This window comes from Streptomyces sp. NPDC000983 (assembly GCF_040299205.1).
In the GTDB taxonomy this organism is placed as follows: domain Bacteria; phylum Actinomycetota; class Actinomycetes; order Streptomycetales; family Streptomycetaceae; genus Streptomyces.
The window spans coordinates 147000-161991 of sequence record NZ_JBEPBM010000018.1 but is presented as its reverse complement, the minus strand read 5'-3'; the positions used below and the strand labels follow the sequence as shown (position 1 = coordinate 161991).

Genomic DNA, 14992 nt, shown 5'->3' with positions numbered 1-14992 from the left:
TTCCACTGCGCCTGCCTTTCCCGGTCGACCCCCGCGGGCCCGGTCCCCCGCACGGGGGACGGGCCCATCGGCGTTCGACCGTCCCGTTCGGCGCCGTCCCGTTCAGCGCAGCTGCGGCACCAGCCGGTCCGGGCCGCTCACGGTCTCCTCGCGCAGCTTCTTCCGCAGCTCCTGCTCCTTCTCCGACAGCGGGCCGGGCGCCACGTTCGGCGGCACGCCCTGGACCGTGGCGCCCGGGGCGACCGGCGGCTCGTACCGGGTCGGCGCCGTGCGCAGGCTCAGCGCTGTGGTGCCGATCAGGGCGACGGTGAAGGCGATGGCGGCGCGGGTCCAGAAGGTGGCCCGGCGCTCGCTCCCGGTGCGGACCGTCGGCGGCTTGGCCGCGCGCAGACGCTCGGCGGACGCCGTCTCCGCCAGTCGGCGGTGGAGCACGGCCGGGTCGGCGAGTTCGGGCAGCCGCTCGGCCACCGCCTCGCGGGCGTGCAGCAGCCGGTTGGCCGCCGCGGGCGTGCTCGCCTCCGTCTCCGCCGCCGTGTCCGGCAGGTCGAGCCCCACCCCGTCGTAGAGCAGCAGGGTGCGGCGGTACGGCGGCGGCAGCGTGAGGAGCACCTCCAGCAGCGCCCGGTCGGAGGCGTTCGCCGGCGGCGGTTCGGGGTGGCGGTAGCGGGGGCGGAAACGGTGCCAGGGGGAGAGCGCGTACTCGTACGCCGTCGCCCGCACCCAGCCGGCCGGGTCGGGGTCGACGGCCACCTCCGGCCAGCGCTGCCAGGCGAGTTGAAAGGCCCGCTCCACCGACTCCCGGGCCAGCTCCCGCCGCCCGGAGAGCAGATAGGCCTGGCGCACCAGGGAGGGCGCGCAGAACGCGTAGAGCGCGTCGAACGCCTGAGCGGGCGTCAGGGTGGCGGCGGTGGACGCGGGCAGGGGCTTCCGGTCGAGCGCCTCCGGCTGGTGCGGCCGCTCCACGGGAGATGCGGACGCGCCACTTCCTGCGGGGAGGGCCTCCCGTTCCGCCTCCACCTCGGGCCTGGCCGACGGTTCCTGAGCGGCCGTCTCGCCCAGCAGTCTCACGTACGCCTCCCTCTTGCGGCCCCGTGGAGTCGTACGGCCGGTCTCCCACGCGCGCACCGTCTCCCGGGTGACACCGACCCGCGCCGCGACCTGAGCCTGCGTCAACGAACGTGCCTCGCGCAGGCGTCGGCGTTCCTTGGGCGGGGGGAGCGGGGATGCCGGGCTCTGCGTCACAGGGTGCCCCTTCGTACAGAAAAGAACATAAACGTATATTGAGCGACACAGCGGAAGTTCGCCTGTTACGCCCGTAAAGCGCGTGTCGTTGGGAGCATGGCGGCGTGATCCAGATGACCGCTCGCCGATCGCCCTTGTCGTCCCTGCTCAGCCGGTTGCGCGACCGCTCCCCGGGGCTGGTCGCCGGCCTCCTGGGGGGCGCGGTCGCCGCCTGGCTGGGGCTGGGCGCGTTCGCCGTCCTCGTGATGATGCTGTGGATCAGTTCGCCGTACCCGGACAGCGGGCCGGGGGGAGCGCTGCATGTGGCGGCGGGGCTGTGGCTGCTGGCCCACGGGGCCGAGCTGATCCGCACCGACACGCTGTCCGGGGCGCCGGCGCCGGTCGGCGTCACCCCGCTGCTGCTGCTCGCGCTGCCGGTCTGGCTGGCCTTCCGAGCGGCGCGGGACGCGGTCGAGGGGGACGCGGCGGAAGGGGACGCGGGTGACGTGTTCAGCGGGGAGGGGGAGCGCGAACCCGTCTCCGGGCGTACGGCGTGGGCGGGCGTCGTGGCCGGCTACCTCGCCGTCGGCGGGGCCGCCGCCTGGTACGCGGCGGGCGGGACGCTGCGGCCGGACTGGGTGTGGACCGGTGTGTGCGTGCCGCTCGTCGTCGCGGTGGCCGCAGCGGCGGGGGTCTGGACCGCCTACGGACGGCCGCGGGACGCCGTGGACGAGGTGCTGCTGTTGATGCCGGCGGGTGTACGGCGGCCCTTCGTCGGGCCGGCCGCCCGGGCCCGGCTCGACACCGCGGTACGGGCGGCGGGGGCGGGGGTGGCCGTGCTCGTCGGGGGCGGGGCGTTGCTCCTCGCGGTGGCGCTGGTCTGGCACGGGGGCGCTGCGCGGGAGTCGTTCCTGCGGGTCACGGAGGGGTTCTCGGGGCAGTTCGCCGTACTGCTGCTGTGTCTGACGCTGATGCCGAACGCGGCGGTGTGGGCGACGGCGTACTCGCTGGGGCCCGGGTTCTCGCTGGGCGCGGGGCATGTCGTGGGGCCGCTGTCCTCCTCGCCCGCCGCGTTGCTGCCGCCGTTTCCGTTGCTGGCGGCGGTGCCGGAGGAGGGGGCGGGGGGTTGGGTCAACTGGGCGGCCGGGGCGGTGCCGGTGGCGGCGGGGGTGACCGTGGGGTGGTTCGTGGGGCGGGCGGGGTGTGGCGGGCGTGGCGGGCGTGGTGGGCGTGGTGGGCGTGGTGGTGCTGAGGTGTGGTCGCGGGGGCGGACTGCGGGCGTGACTCTGGGGGCGGTGGGGCTGGCGGCGGCGGGGGTGGCGCTGCTGGCCGGGGTTGCGGGCGGGCCGCTCGGGGTGGCGTCTCTTGCGAGCTTCGGGCCGGTGTGGTGGCAGGTGGGGGTGGCGGTGCTGGTGTGGGGGGCGGGGGTGGCCGTGCCTGTGGCTGTGGGGGTGCGGGGGTGGGGGTGCCGGGGGGTGGCCGAGGGGCCGAGGGCGCGGGTCGGGAAGCCTCGGGTGGGGGAGGAGGGCGGTGGTTCCGGTGCCGGGGCCGACGAAGCCGAGCGTGGGTGGGGTGCGCGGTTCTCGTGGCGGCGTGAGGGTGGGGGTGGGGGTGGGGGTACGGAGGTTGCCGAGGGTGTTGTCGATGACGGCTCGGACGGCGGGCCGTACGACCTGTTGCCTGCCGAGCCCGATGGCGGGCCGGAGCCGGAGGTGCGGGCCTGGGGTGTCGATGACGCGGCGCGTGAGGCTCGGTGGGCGGCGTTGCGGGAGGCGTCCGGGCGGGGGGACGCGGCGGATGCCGGGTGAGGGGGGTTCTCGCCCCCGCCGCCCCTTCCCGTCCCGACCCCGGGGGCTGCCGCCCCCGGACCCCCGCTTCGGCCCCGAAAGGGCCTCGTCCTCAAACGCCGGACGGGCTGGATGGGGTCTCGCCTCGGCCGTTGCCTGGGAGGCGGACGGGCTGGATGGGGTCTCGCCCCGGCCTCGCGCGTGGGTCAGCTGTCTGTGCTCAGGATTCCCCGGAGTTCCTTGGGGAGGTGGTCTTCGCAGGACTGCTTCGCTTCGTTGGTCAGGGCGTCCGCGGTGCAGGTGTAGTAGTCGCTGTAGACCAGTTTTGCCGTGAAGCCCGCTGCCACCAGGGCCAGGGCCAGTGAGGCAGTGACCAGGCCGCTGATCGCCGCCGTGGTCTGGGGGCGGCCCGTCTGTGCGGGGGCCGGGTTGTCGGGGTCGGCGCCGCGCGGCTTGGCGCGCAGGGAGCTGATGCCCCAGTACATGGCCAGCGCGCCCAGCATCAGGGCGACCGACGGCCAGCTGAACAGCGCGAAGAAGAACGCCCACATGCCGCACAGCAGGGCGTACCGCCCCCGTCGCTGGGCCGGGTCCGTGGGGTCCCAGCGCATCCCCGTGCCGGGGCCGCCGTTGCCGTTGCCGCTGTTGTTCGGGCCGTCCGGGCCGGTGCCGGGCCGGTCGCCGAAGTTGCCGGAGGAACGGCGGGGCTGGCGGTCGCTCCACCGCCCGCCCCAGGACGAGTTCCGGCCGTCGTCGCCCGACGCCGGCCGCCGCGGCTGCCACGGCCGGTCCGGGGTGCCCTCCGCGGGCGGGGCGAAGGGGTTGTCGTCCGCGGGCTTCGAGGCGTCCCCCCGCTCGTCGCCGTTGTCGCCGCCCGACGGCGCGTCCGGCGGCGAGGCGGGCCGCTCGCGCAGCAGTACGCCGAGGCGCTCCCTTCCCTGCACCGACTGCGGGGGGAGCGTGAGCAGTCGCAGGCTGCGGTCCGGCATCAAAGTGGGCGTCTTCCCCTAGGTGATTACGGCTGACAAGTACGGGCACTGCCGAGCGGAACCAGATCCGTCACCCTGTGAACGCACCGTCCACGAACGGCGTTCCCGACCCGGTCCCTCCCAGACGCTACCTTCCGGCCACGCCCCCGTCCCGTGGGGGCTGCCCGGTGTGCCGGTATCGTTGCTGGCGGTCGGCCGCTTCGTAGGCTTCCCCGTATCCGGGAGCCCGAAGCATTCGTACGAACGTACAAACGACGTCCGGACTCCGGCCACCGCACCGACGTACCCCCGAGAAAGGCCCCCGCTGTGGCTGCCAAGCGCCTTGTCGTGCTGGTCTCCGGATCCGGCACCAACCTCCAGGCGCTGCTCGACGCCATCGCCGAGACCGGCACCGGGGCCTACGGCGCCGAGATCGTGGCCGTCGGCGCGGACCGCGAGGGGATCGAAGGGCTGGCCCGCGCCGAGCGCGCCGGGATCCCGACCTTCGTGCGCAAGGTCAAGGACTTCGACAGCCGGGACGCGTGGGACGCGGCGCTCGCCGAGGCCGTCGCGGCCCACGAGCCCGACCTCGTCGTCTCCGCCGGGTTCATGAAGATCGTCGGCAAGGAGTTCCTCGCGCGCTTCGGCGGGCGGTTCGTCAACACGCACCCCGCCCTGCTGCCCAGTTTTCCCGGCGCCCACGGCGTCCGTGACGCACTCGCGTACGGCGCCCGGGTCACCGGCTGCACCGTCCACTTCGTCGACGACGGCGTCGACACCGGGCCGATCATCGCGCAGGGCGTGGTCGAGGTCCGGGACGAGGACGACGAGAGCGCTCTGCACGAGCGCATCAAGGAAGTCGAGCGCAGGCTGCTCGTCGAGGTCGTGGGGCGGCTCGCCCGCAACGGCTATCGCATTGAGGGACGAAAGGTAGTTATCCAGTGACCGCCGAGAGCAACAAGCGGCCGATTCGCCGGGCGCTCGTCAGCGTCTACGACAAGACCGGGCTGGAGGAGCTCGCGCGCGGCCTGCACGAGGCGGGCGTGGCCCTCGTCTCCACCGGCTCCACCGCCTCCCGCATCGCCGCCGCCGGCGTCCCCGTCACCAAGGTCGAGGAGCTCACCGGCTTCCCCGAGTGCCTGGACGGCCGCGTCAAGACGCTGCACCCGAGGGTCCACGCGGGCATCCTCGCCGACCTGCGCCTGGAGGACCACCGGCGGCAGCTGGCCGAGCTGGGCGTCGAGCCGTTCGACCTGGTCGTCGTCAACCTCTACCCGTTCCGCGAGACCGTCGCCTCCGGCGCCACCCCCGACGAGTGCGTCGAGCAGATCGACATCGGCGGCCCCTCCATGGTCCGCGCCGCCGCCAAGAACCACCCGTCGGTCGCGGTCGTCACCAGCCCCGAGTGGTACGCCGACGTGCTCGGAGCCGTCAAGGACGGCGGGTTCGACCTGGTCACCCGCAAGCGGCTCGCGGCGGAGGCCTTCCAGCACACGGCGGCGTACGACGTGGCCGTGGCGAGCTGGTTCGCCTCGGAGTACGCGCCCGTCGACGAGTCCCGGTTCCCCGACTTCCTCGGCGCGACCTGGGAGCGCAAGAACACCCTGCGCTACGGCGAGAACCCGCACCAGCCGGCCGCGCTGTACACCTCCGAGTCCGGCGGGCTCGCCGAGGCCGAGCAGCTGCACGGCAAGGAGATGTCGTACAACAACTACACGGACACGGACGCCGCCCGCCGTGCCGCGTACGACCACGACGAGCCGGCCGTCGCGATCATCAAGCACGCCAACCCGTGCGGTATCGCGGTCGGCGCGGACGTCGCCGAGGCGCACCGCAAGGCGCACGCCTGCGACCCGCTGTCGGCGTTCGGCGGCGTGATCGCCGTCAACCGCCCGGTGTCCAAGGAGATGGCCGAGCAGGTCGCGGAGATCTTCACCGAGGTCATCGTGGCGCCCGACTACGAGGAGGGGGCCCTGGAGGCCCTCACCAAGAAGAAGAACATCCGCGTCCTGCGCTGCCCCGAGGCCCCGGCCGCCCCGGTCGAGGTCAAGGCCATCGACGGCGGCGCGCTCCTCCAGGTCACCGACCGCCTCCAGGCCGACGGCGACGACCCGGCGAACTGGACCCTCGCGACCGGCGAGGCGCTGTCCGCCGCCGAACTCGCCGAGCTGGCCTTCGCCTGGCGGGCCTGCCGCGCGGTGAAGTCCAACGCCATCCTGCTCGCCAAGGACGGCGCCTCGGTGGGCGTCGGCATGGGCCAGGTCAACCGCGTCGACTCCGCGAAGCTCGCGGTCGAGCGGGCCGGCACCGAGCGCGCCCAGGGCTCCTACGCCGCCTCCGACGCGTTCTTCCCCTTCCCCGACGGCCTGGAGATCCTCACCGAGGCCGGCGTGAAGGCCGTGGTCCAGCCCGGCGGCTCGGTCCGCGACGAGCAGGTCGTCGAAGCCGCGAAGAAGGCGGGCGTGACGATGTACTTCACGGGGACCCGGCACTTCTTCCACTGAGCGGGCAGCGGTACGACCGTCGGGGCGGCCTTCCGGGGCCGCCCCGACGGCCGGCCCGTGAAACGGCCCCTGGTCCTCCCCGAAGGAGGGCCAGGGGCCGTTTCGTCAGGCAACGCGCCCGGGCGGGCGGGCGGTTCAGAACCGGGGCCGGTTGAACCACTCCGCGCTGGCCCGCTTCGCCGCGAACACGATCAGCAGGATCGCCACGACGATGATCAGCAGTCCGATGCCCCACGCGGCGATCATGAAGATGCCGGTGATGATCGCGAAGGAGCCGTACACGATCGAGCAGACCCGGACGCCGTTGCCGCCCTTCGCGTACTGGAACACCAGCGCCAGACCGAGCAGTGCGAAGACCGCGGCGAGGCCGAGGAGGAAGACGATGATGCCCTTGCCGAGGTCCGCGATCTCCTCGGCCTGGGAGCTGCCGTCGATACCGGCCTCGGCGATCGTCTCGTCCCACCGCGTCAGCGTGTAGGCGTACAGACCCGCGATGACCGCGTGCGCCAGCACGATGACGCCGAGCATGATCTGCGCGGCACGCGTGATGCCGGGCATCTGGGCGGGTCCGACCGGCGGGTAGCCGTAACCGCCCGGCACCGGAGGGGCCGAAGGGTAGGCGCCGTAGCCCTGCGGGGGGACTCCGGGCGGTGCCTGGTTCGGGTAGCCGTAGCCGGGGGCCTGGGGCTGCTGGGGCGGGGGGCCGTAGGGGCTGTTCGGTTCGCCGAAACTCATGGCGATCTTCCTCCGGTTGGATGGTGCAGGGGACGACGAGCGGCACGGTCTCGGAGGAGGGTTCAACAGATGCGGTTCGTCCCCCCGGTACTGCCCGCGGCACTGTGTCGACAATCGTTCTTCAGTGGCCGGTTCGTTGTCCAGCCGCAATCGCTATGTGTTGTGCAAGTGCAACATCGCTGATCATGTGCGGACCGGGCGGGGTGTCCGCCCGGGGACCCGGATTGGAACCGGGACCCGGTCATCCGCGAGGATGGGGTCATGACCGCCCAGATTCTCGATGGCAAGGCCACCGCAGCCGCGATCAAGTCCGATCTGACCGCCCGCGTGGCGGCGCTGAAGGAGAAGGGCGTCACGCCCGGCCTCGGCACGATCCTGGTCGGGGAAGACCCCGGCAGCCAGAAGTACGTCGCGGGCAAGCACCGCGACTGCGCGGAGGTCGGCATCGCCTCCATCCAGCGCGAACTGCCCGCCACCGCCACCCAGGAGGAGATCGAGGCCGTCGTACGGGAGCTGAACGAGGACCCCGACTGCACCGGCTACATCGTCCAGCTGCCGCTGCCCAGGGGCATCGACGAGAACCGCATCCTGGAACTGATGGACCCCGCCAAGGACGCCGACGGCCTGCACCCGATGAACCTCGGCCGCCTCGTCCTCAACGAGCCGGCCCCGCTGCCCTGCACCCCCAACGGCGTCCTGACCCTGCTGCGCCGCTACGGCGTGGAGATCAAGGGAGCCGAGGTCGTGGTCGTCGGCCGCGGAGTCACCATCGGCCGGCCGATGCCGCTGCTGCTCACCCGGCGCAGCGAGAACGCCACCGTGACCCAGTGCCACACCGGCACCCGTGATCTGTCGGCCCACCTCAAGCGCGCCGACATCATCGTCGCCGCCGCCGGTTCCGCCCATCTGATCCGCGCCGAGGACGTCAAGCCGGGCGCCGCCGTCCTCGACGTCGGTGTCTCCCGCAGCGCCGAGGGCAAGATCGTCGGCGATGTCCACCCGGACGTGCGCGAGGTGGCCGGATTCATCTCCCCCAACCCCGGCGGCGTCGGCCCGATGACCCGGGCCCAGCTGCTGGTCAACGTGGTCGAGGCGGCGGAGCGCAGTGTCGGCTGAACGGCCCCCGGAGCAGGAGGACGAGATCGAGGTCACGGACCCGGTCAGCGCCCCGGACGCCGAGGGCAGGCCGCGCCGGACCACCCGCCGCTTCCCGCTGTTCACCCGGGACACCGCACGGCCCGAGGGCGGCGGCCGGGCGGCACCCGGTGACGCCCCGGCACCCGCCCGGCAGTGGCCGATCCTGCTGGTCCTGGCGCTGGTCGCGCTCGGCCTGCTGCTGACGGCCCTGGACACCTTCCGCCTGGGCACCCTGCTGATCGGCGTCGCCCTGCTGGCCGGCGGGGCGCTGCGCTGGCTGCTGCCCGACGTCGGCATGCTCGCCGTCCGCTCCCGCTTCACCGACATCGTCACGTACGGCGTGCTGGGCGCGGCGATCGTGCTGCTGGCGATGATGGTGCAGCCGAAGCCGTGGCTGGAGATCCCCTTCTTGAAGGACACCCTGCACTTCACGGTCAGCAACTGACTCCTCCGTAATACGCACGACGGCGGCCCGTCCTCTCCCCCGAGCAAGGACGGGCCGCCGCCGTGCGTCCACCTTCCCGCGCGGCGAAGGCCCCGGACAACGGCCGGCCGGGCGCTGTGGCACAGCGGTGACCGTTCCGCCGAGGTGTCCGTGGCGTGCCACAGCGGGCCGTCCGGCGGAACCGACACGCGGGCCGCCGTCGTCACTCGGTCGGGGCGGGGAGCCGAATGTGCCGGGAGGTGGGCGATGGGCGACTGGCAGCCACTGCCGGACGAACTGCCGCCGGAGGTGCGGCACTTCGTGACCCAGCTACGGCTCCTGAAGGACCGCACCGGGCTCAGCCTGGTCGCGCTGGGCGCGCGCACCGCGTACAGCAAGTCCTCGTGGCAGCGCTATCTCAACGCCGTCCAGCCGCCGCCCAGGCAGGCGGTCGACGCGCTGTGCCGGGTGGCGGGGGAGTCGGGGCCGGACGCCGAGCGGTTCGTCGTGCGCTGGGAGCTGGCGGTGCAGGTGTGGCCGCGTACGGCGGGGCCCAGGGGAGTGGCGGAGGGGGAGGCGCCGGGCGAGGGGTACGGAGGCGTGGTGCTGGGGGAGGCGTACGGGGGCGCGGCGCTGGGCGACGGGTACGAGGATGATCCGACCGTGCCGTGGTGGGAGGCCCCGCCCGCCGCGGGGCCGCCCTCCGTCGACTGGCCGCGCCGGCTGCTTCTCGCCGCCGCGGGGCTGACCCTGCTCCTGGTGCTGACGGTGCTGGGCGGAGCGTACGCACTCGGTTGAGACCCTCGCGGGAACCGGTTCCCTGTGTGCTCTCTGTGACGGCATATGTGCGTCCTGTGTGGCGATGTGTTGACAAGTTTGCGGATTTGGAGCGAAGTCGTTCGACAGTCGGGCTAGCGTGGCCAATCGGGACGGTCCGGGGCGTCTCGAACGGCTGTCGGCGGTTTCACCAGGGGGAGAGCGGCCGAGGGGGACGGGTCGGTGGAAGACTGGACCCCGGCCCGGTGGGCGTGCGACGGTGCATGCCCGCGGCCTCCGACACTCCTGTGCGCCCCCACCCCGGGAACTGAGATCCTGACCGGGCGCATCCCTGTGGGTAGCCACATCGGGACTCGGCAGAGGGCCCGCGCGGGGGAACGAACAGCACGGACCGGGGGAAGAGGGGGGAAGCGATGCCTCGTTGGAAGGACTTGCCGGACGAACTGGATCCGCAAGTCAGGGAGTTCGCGAGCCAGTTGCGCAGGCTCGTGGACCGCAGTGGCCTCAGTGTGGCGGCAGTGTCCGACCGCACGGGCTACAGCAAGACGTCCTGGGAGCGGTATCTGAACGGCCGGCTGCTCGCGCCGAAGGGCGCGATCGTCGCGCTGGCGGAGGTCACCGGGACCAATCCGGTCCATCTCACGACGATGTGGGAGCTGGCCGAGCGGGCGTGGAGCCGTTCGGAGATGCGCCACGACATGACGATGGAGGCGATCCGGATCTCCCAGGCGCGTGCCGCGCTCGGGGAGTTCGGCACGCCTCCGGCGAACGCCAAGGGCGGCGGCCGGGCGGCCCGCAGGGGCGCCAGCGCCACGGCGACGCCCGGGGTGGCGGGTCCGGCGGGCGTCGCGCCCACGGTGCCGCCGCACACCGCCACGTCCGCGCCGGAGGGGGGCCGGGACGCCGGCTCCGTCCGGGACGCGGCCGAGGAGGCCGGGGACGGCGCGTCCTCGGGCACCAACTCCTGGGGGCTGGCCGGTTACCAGGGGCCCTCCCGGACGGGGGCGAGGCCGACGGCCTCGCCGAGTCCTTCCTCCGGGTCCGGGGCCGGGCCCGCCCCGTCCTACGGCGCGTCCTCGGGGCCCGCGGGTCCTTCGGGTCCTTCGGGCAGGGGTCGCGGGCGGTCGGGCGAGAGCCGGGGCAAGCGGCGGCTGACGATGTTCCTCGTGGGCGTCGTGGGCGTGCTCGTCGTGGTGGCCCTGGCGCTCTACCTCACGGATCCCGGCGGCAAGGAGAACGAGGGCGGCGGACCGTCCCCGTCGCCGACGGTCACCAAGGAGGCGGACCTGCCGCCGGGCGTCGAGTGCAGCGGAGCCTCGTGCACCGGCAAGGACGCCGAGGCCATGGGGTGCAGCGGCGACCTGGTGACCACCGCGAAGACCGCGACCGTGGGCACGACGGTGGTCGAGGTCCGCTACAGCGAGACCTGCGGGGCGGCCTGGGGTCGCATCACGCAGGGGGCCGAGGGTGACGAGGTCCGGGTGACGGCGGGCAAGGCCGAGGAGACGGGGGCCATCACGGTCACCGGCGACACGATCGCGTACACCCCGATGGTCGCGGTGAAGGACGCCGGCGATGCGAAGGCCTGCGTGACGCTGGCCGCGGGCGAGAAGGGGTGCACGCCGTAACGCTGCCGCTGGGGGCGGGGCGGGGCTGCGGCCTCGGCTTCGCCCTCGGCCTTGTTGTTCCCAACCGCACCACCCGTGCTGGTTTCGTTGTTTGGTGCGGGTGGCCCCCTGTGGGGCCTGGGCGTCGTCGGCGGCCGCGGGTGCGGCTGCCTGCGGCGCCGGCTTCTCGGGCTCCTCGGCCACGGTCGTCTCGGGCGCGGAGGAATAGTTGCCCGGAATGGGGGCACGCGCTCTGTACCCCCACGGGAGTCCGGCTGTTCGGTACCCCCACTTGGCGGCCGTCCGTGTCCCCCCTTCCGGGCCGGGCGGCCGCCCCTTTCGAGGGGCTGTGGGCTGGGCCACACCGACCCGGACGTCCGGGATCCCGGATGCGCGATAGCCTGACCGCTGGATCTCTCTTGACGCCAAGAGATCGATCAAACGTATCCGTGATCGATCATCGCGGCTGGCACCGGTGACAAACCGGGGCGGACGGGATCCCGTACCCCAGGGGCAGGGACGCCCCACCGCCTGCTGTCATACGGAGAACGCCATGACCCGCACTCCCGTGAACGTCACCGTCACCGGCGCGGCCGGCCAGATCGGTTACGCCCTGCTCTTCCGCATCGCCTCCGGCCAGCTGCTCGGCGCGGACGTGCCGGTCAAGCTGCGTCTGCTGGAGATCACCCCGGCGCTGAAGGCCGCCGAGGGCACGGCCATGGAGCTGGACGACTGCGCGTTCCCGCTGCTTCAGGGCATCGAGATCAGCGACGACCCGAACGTCGCCTTCGACGGCGCCAACGTCGCCCTCCTCGTGGGCGCCCGCCCGCGCACCAAGGGCATGGAGCGCGGCGACCTCCTGGAGGCCAACGGCGGCATCTTCAAGCCGCAGGGCAAGGCCATCAACGACCACGCCGCGGACGACATCAAGGTCCTCGTCGTCGGCAACCCGGCCAACACCAACGCCCTGATCGCCCAGGCCGCCGCCCCGGACGTACCGGCCGAGCGCTTCACCGCGATGACCCGCCTGGACCACAACCGCGCGCTGACCCAGCTCGCGAAGAAGACCGGTTCCACGGTCGCCGACATCCAGCGGCTCACCATCTGGGGCAACCACTCCGCCACCCAGTACCCGGACATCTTCCACGCCACCATCGCCGGCAAGAACGCCGCCGAGGTCGTCAACGACGAGAAGTGGCTGGCCGAGGACTTCATCCCGACCGTCGCCAAGCGCGGCGCCGCCATCATCGAGGCCCGTGGCGCCTCGTCGGCCGCCTCCGCCGCCAACGCCGCCATCGACCACGTCCACACCTGGGTCAACGGCACCGCCGACGGCGACTGGGTCTCCATGGGCATCCCGTCCGACGGTTCCTACGGCGTGCCGGAGGGCCTCATCTCCTCCTTCCCCGTCACCACCAAGGACGGCGTGTACGAGATCGTCCAGGGCCTGGAGATCAACGAGTTCTCCCGCACCCGCATCGACGCCTCCGTCGCGGAGCTCGCGGAGGAGCGCGAGGCGGTCCGCGCCCTCGGCCTCATCTGAGCCCGGCAGCATCGCACCACCCGCACAGGCCCCGTTCCGGTTTCCGCCGGAACGGGGCCTGTGGCCCGTTCTGCCGTTACCGTCGAACTGCGTTACCCGGTACGGCGATTCGGGGGCTTCGCGATGAGCGGATGGGGACACGGGCCGAGCGAGGAAGAGGGCCAGGCCCCCTGGTCGGCACGCCGGCCGGACGGCGCCGTACCGCCCTGGTCCACGGCCGAGACGCAGATCCACGGAGCGTCCCCGTACACACCGCCCCCGCCCCCGCCCCCGCCTCCTCCGCCTGATGCCCCGCGCCCCCGGCGGGTGCTCCTGGCGCTGCTGGCCGCGGTCGTCCTCGGCGCGGGTGTCGGCGCCGGGGTGTGGACCCTGATCAGGGACGACGGCGGCGGCAGCCCCGCCGCGGCGGCCCCGCCCACCGCCACGGACACGACCGTCACCACCGGCCCGCCCCCGCGGTCGTCGCCCGCCCCGCAGAGCTCGCCCCCTGACGAGGAGGAACCCCCGTCCGGCTACCGGCGTGCCGAGGACCCCGTCGGCTACGTCCTCTTCGTCCCCGAGGACTGGATCCGCCGTCAGCAGCCGGGCGAGGCGGCTCCGGTGGTCTTCTACGACGCCCCCGGCGACGGCCGTCAGCTGCAGATCTTCCGGATCACGGAGGCGAGCGTCGAGGAGTCGCTGACGCGGGCCGAGACCGACCCCGGGTACGGCTTCGAGAGCCGCGCCGGCTACCAGGTCCTCGCCCGGGACTCCGGCCCGGACTTCGCGGAACTCACCTACCGCTACGACGACCGGGACAAGGGCCCCCGCCTCGTCGTCGACCACCGCTTCCGCGCCGCGGACGGCACGCCGTACGCGATCCGCGCCACCGGCCCCGAGGACCTGGCCCCCGACCGGATCCGCGCACCCCTGACCACCGCCCTGACCTCCTTCTGCCCGGCGGACACCGACTGCGGGTGACGGGGCGCCGGCTCGGGCCGGCCACGGGTGTGACCCGGGTCATACCGGCCGGCGGTCACAACCGTGCCGGGCCGGCTGTCCCATGGGCGTCACCGGCGCCGGAGCCGGTGCCCAGCAGAGGAGACAGAGATGACCGACGGCCGCCACATCGTCGTTCTCGGCGCGGGCTACACCGGTATGTTCACCGCCGTCCGGCTCGCCCACCGCACCCGCCGGACCGGCGTGCGCATCACCCTGGTCAACCCGTCGGGCCGGTTCGTGGAGCGGCTGCGGATGCACCAGGTCGCCGCCGGGCAGACGCTCGCCGAGCACCGCATCACCGAGCTGCTCGCCGGCACCGGCGTCCGGTTCGTCGAGGGCACCGCGACCGCCATCGACCCCGGGAGCCGGACCGTCACCGTCGACGGCACCACACCCCTCGGCTACGACACCCTCGTCTACGCGCTGGGCAGTTCGACCGACACCGGCCGGGTCCCCGGCGCCGCCGAGCACGCCTTCACCCTCAACGGCGTGGAGGCCGCGGGTCGGTTCGCCGCCCGGCTCACCGAAGTCGCGGCCGTCGGCGGCACCGTCACCGTGTGCGGCGCCGGTCTCACCGGCATCGAGGCGGCCACCGAGATCGCGGAGGCCCGGCCCGCGGTACGGGTCACGCTGATCAGCCCGGACGAGCCCGGTACGACGATGGGGCCCAGGGCCCGCGCCCATCTCCGCCGCGCGCTGGACCGGCTCGGCATCACCGTCGTCACCGGTGCCCGCGTCACCAAGGTGCTCACCGACGCCGTGGAACTGGCCGACGGCCGGCGCGTCGAGGGCGACGCCTGTCTGTGGACCACCGGAGTCAAGGCCCCCGTCCTCGCCGCCGACGCCGGGATCGCCACCGACGAGCGCGGTCTGATCGTCGTCGACGGCACACTGCGGTCCGTGTCCCACCCCGAGATCCATGCCGTGGGTGACGCCGTCGCGGTGCGCCTGGCCTGGGGCGAGCTGCACGGCTCCTGCCAGAGCGGGCTGCCCACCGCCCAGTACACCGCCGACACCGTGGCGCGGCTGCTGCGCGCCAAGCCCGTCAAGCCGTTCCGCTTCGGCTACTACCACCAGCCCGTCAGCCTCGGCCGCCGGGACGCCGTCATCCAGTTCACCCGGGCCGACTTCACCCCCCGCCGCCAGTGCCTCACCGGCCGGGCCGCCGCCGTCTACAAGGAGCTGGTCAGCGGCAGCCCGCTGAAGACGTACCGCCTCAGCAGGTACGTCAACGTCACCACCGTCGTCTCCAAGGGCGGCCGCGCCACACGCAGGCCCGCGGTCTGACCCGGCCTGCCACGCGGCGCC

At 73.5% G+C, this 14992-nt stretch carries 13 protein-coding genes; 10 read left to right on the top strand and 3 right to left on the bottom strand.

Features of this window, described 5'->3' with window-relative positions; genetic code table 11:
* Positions 1-102: 102 nt before the first annotated feature.
* A complete protein-coding gene (locus ABT296_RS22025; protein WP_351929849.1) occupies positions 103-1242 on the bottom strand; it encodes a helix-turn-helix domain-containing protein in 1140 nt (379 codons plus the stop codon).
* A 113-nt stretch (positions 1243-1355) separates the two neighbouring features.
* Here ABT296_RS22025 and ABT296_RS22020 point away from each other — a divergent pair, with 113 nt between their 5' ends.
* The gene (locus tag ABT296_RS22020; protein ID WP_351929867.1) at positions 1356-3029 is read left to right on the top strand and encodes a cell division protein PerM; all 1674 of its coding nucleotides are present in this window, start codon (positions 1356-1358) and stop codon (positions 3027-3029) included.
* 185 nt (positions 3030-3214) lie between these two features.
* Here the strand turns inward: ABT296_RS22020 and ABT296_RS22015 are convergent, their stop codons facing one another.
* Positions 3215-3997, bottom strand: coding sequence for a hypothetical protein (locus tag ABT296_RS22015; protein ID WP_351929847.1), 783 nt, complete (start codon positions 3995-3997; stop codon positions 3215-3217).
* A gap of 306 nt (positions 3998-4303) precedes the next feature.
* On the opposite strand from ABT296_RS22015, the gene purN reads away from it, so the two are divergent.
* Together purN and purH are read left to right on the top strand one after the other, a co-directional pair.
* The gene (gene purN / locus ABT296_RS22010; protein WP_351929845.1) at positions 4304-4921 is read left to right on the top strand and encodes a phosphoribosylglycinamide formyltransferase; all 618 of its coding nucleotides are present in this window, start codon (positions 4304-4306) and stop codon (positions 4919-4921) included.
* A complete protein-coding gene (gene purH, locus ABT296_RS22005; RefSeq protein WP_351929843.1) occupies positions 4918-6480 on the top strand; it encodes a bifunctional phosphoribosylaminoimidazolecarboxamide formyltransferase/IMP cyclohydrolase in 1563 nt (520 codons plus the stop codon). The genes purN and purH overlap by 4 nt, the downstream gene beginning before the upstream one ends.
* A gap of 135 nt (positions 6481-6615) precedes the next feature.
* Here the strand turns inward: purH and ABT296_RS22000 are convergent, their stop codons facing one another.
* A complete protein-coding gene (locus tag ABT296_RS22000; RefSeq protein ID WP_351929841.1) occupies positions 6616-7215 on the bottom strand; it encodes a hypothetical protein in 600 nt (199 codons plus the stop codon).
* 261 nt (positions 7216-7476) lie between these two features.
* Between ABT296_RS22000 and ABT296_RS21995 the strand changes: the two genes are divergently transcribed.
* The 7 genes from ABT296_RS21995 to ABT296_RS21965 all read left to right on the top strand — a co-directional run bounded on the left by ABT296_RS21995 (position 7477) and on the right by ABT296_RS21965 (position 14971).
* Positions 7477-8331 (top strand): bifunctional methylenetetrahydrofolate dehydrogenase/methenyltetrahydrofolate cyclohydrolase, encoded by an 855-nt coding sequence (locus ABT296_RS21995; RefSeq protein WP_351929839.1) that lies wholly within the window; start codon positions 7477-7479, stop codon positions 8329-8331.
* Positions 8321-8797 carry a DUF3017 domain-containing protein gene (locus ABT296_RS21990; RefSeq protein WP_351929837.1) on the top strand — a complete coding sequence of 159 codons (477 nt, stop codon included), beginning with the start codon at positions 8321-8323 and terminating at the stop codon, positions 8795-8797. Before ABT296_RS21995 ends, ABT296_RS21990 begins: the two co-directional genes overlap by 11 nt.
* Before the next feature lie 246 nt (positions 8798-9043).
* Positions 9044-9574, top strand: a complete 531-nt coding sequence (locus ABT296_RS21985) for a helix-turn-helix domain-containing protein (protein ID WP_351929835.1) — start codon at positions 9044-9046, stop codon at positions 9572-9574.
* Between the two features lie 392 nt (positions 9575-9966).
* Complete coding sequence (locus ABT296_RS21980) at positions 9967-11181, top strand: helix-turn-helix domain-containing protein (protein ID WP_351929834.1); 1215 nt, start codon at positions 9967-9969, stop codon at positions 11179-11181.
* A 532-nt stretch (positions 11182-11713) separates the two neighbouring features.
* Positions 11714-12703 (top strand): malate dehydrogenase, encoded by a 990-nt coding sequence (locus tag ABT296_RS21975; RefSeq protein ID WP_351929832.1) that lies wholly within the window; start codon positions 11714-11716, stop codon positions 12701-12703.
* Between the two features lie 123 nt (positions 12704-12826).
* The gene (locus ABT296_RS21970) at positions 12827-13663 is read left to right on the top strand and encodes a serine/threonine kinase C-terminal domain-containing protein (protein ID WP_351929831.1); all 837 of its coding nucleotides are present in this window, start codon (positions 12827-12829) and stop codon (positions 13661-13663) included.
* Between the two features lie 129 nt (positions 13664-13792).
* Positions 13793-14971, top strand: a complete 1179-nt coding sequence (locus ABT296_RS21965) for an NAD(P)/FAD-dependent oxidoreductase (RefSeq protein WP_351929830.1) — start codon at positions 13793-13795, stop codon at positions 14969-14971.
* Positions 14972-14992 lie beyond the last annotated feature (21 nt).

Coding starts and splice junctions, on each gene's coding strand:
- ABT296_RS21975 (WP_351929832.1), top strand. CDS start 11,714: ATGACCCGCACTCCCGTGAACGTCACCGTCACCGGCGCGGCCGGCCAG.
- ABT296_RS21965 (WP_351929830.1), top strand. CDS start 13,793: ATGACCGACGGCCGCCACATCGTCGTTCTCGGCGCGGGCTACACCGGT.
- ABT296_RS22015 (WP_351929847.1), bottom strand. CDS start 3,997: ATGCCGGACCGCAGCCTGCGACTGCTCACGCTCCCCCCGCAGTCGGTG.
- ABT296_RS21980 (WP_351929834.1), top strand. CDS start 9,967: ATGCCTCGTTGGAAGGACTTGCCGGACGAACTGGATCCGCAAGTCAGG.
- ABT296_RS21995 (WP_351929839.1), top strand. CDS start 7,477: ATGACCGCCCAGATTCTCGATGGCAAGGCCACCGCAGCCGCGATCAAG.
- ABT296_RS21985 (WP_351929835.1), top strand. CDS start 9,044: ATGGGCGACTGGCAGCCACTGCCGGACGAACTGCCGCCGGAGGTGCGG.
- ABT296_RS21970 (WP_351929831.1), top strand. CDS start 12,827: ATGAGCGGATGGGGACACGGGCCGAGCGAGGAAGAGGGCCAGGCCCCC.
- ABT296_RS22000 (WP_351929841.1), bottom strand. CDS start 7,215: ATGAGTTTCGGCGAACCGAACAGCCCCTACGGCCCCCCGCCCCAGCAG.
- ABT296_RS22020 (WP_351929867.1), top strand. CDS start 1,356: ATGACCGCTCGCCGATCGCCCTTGTCGTCCCTGCTCAGCCGGTTGCGC.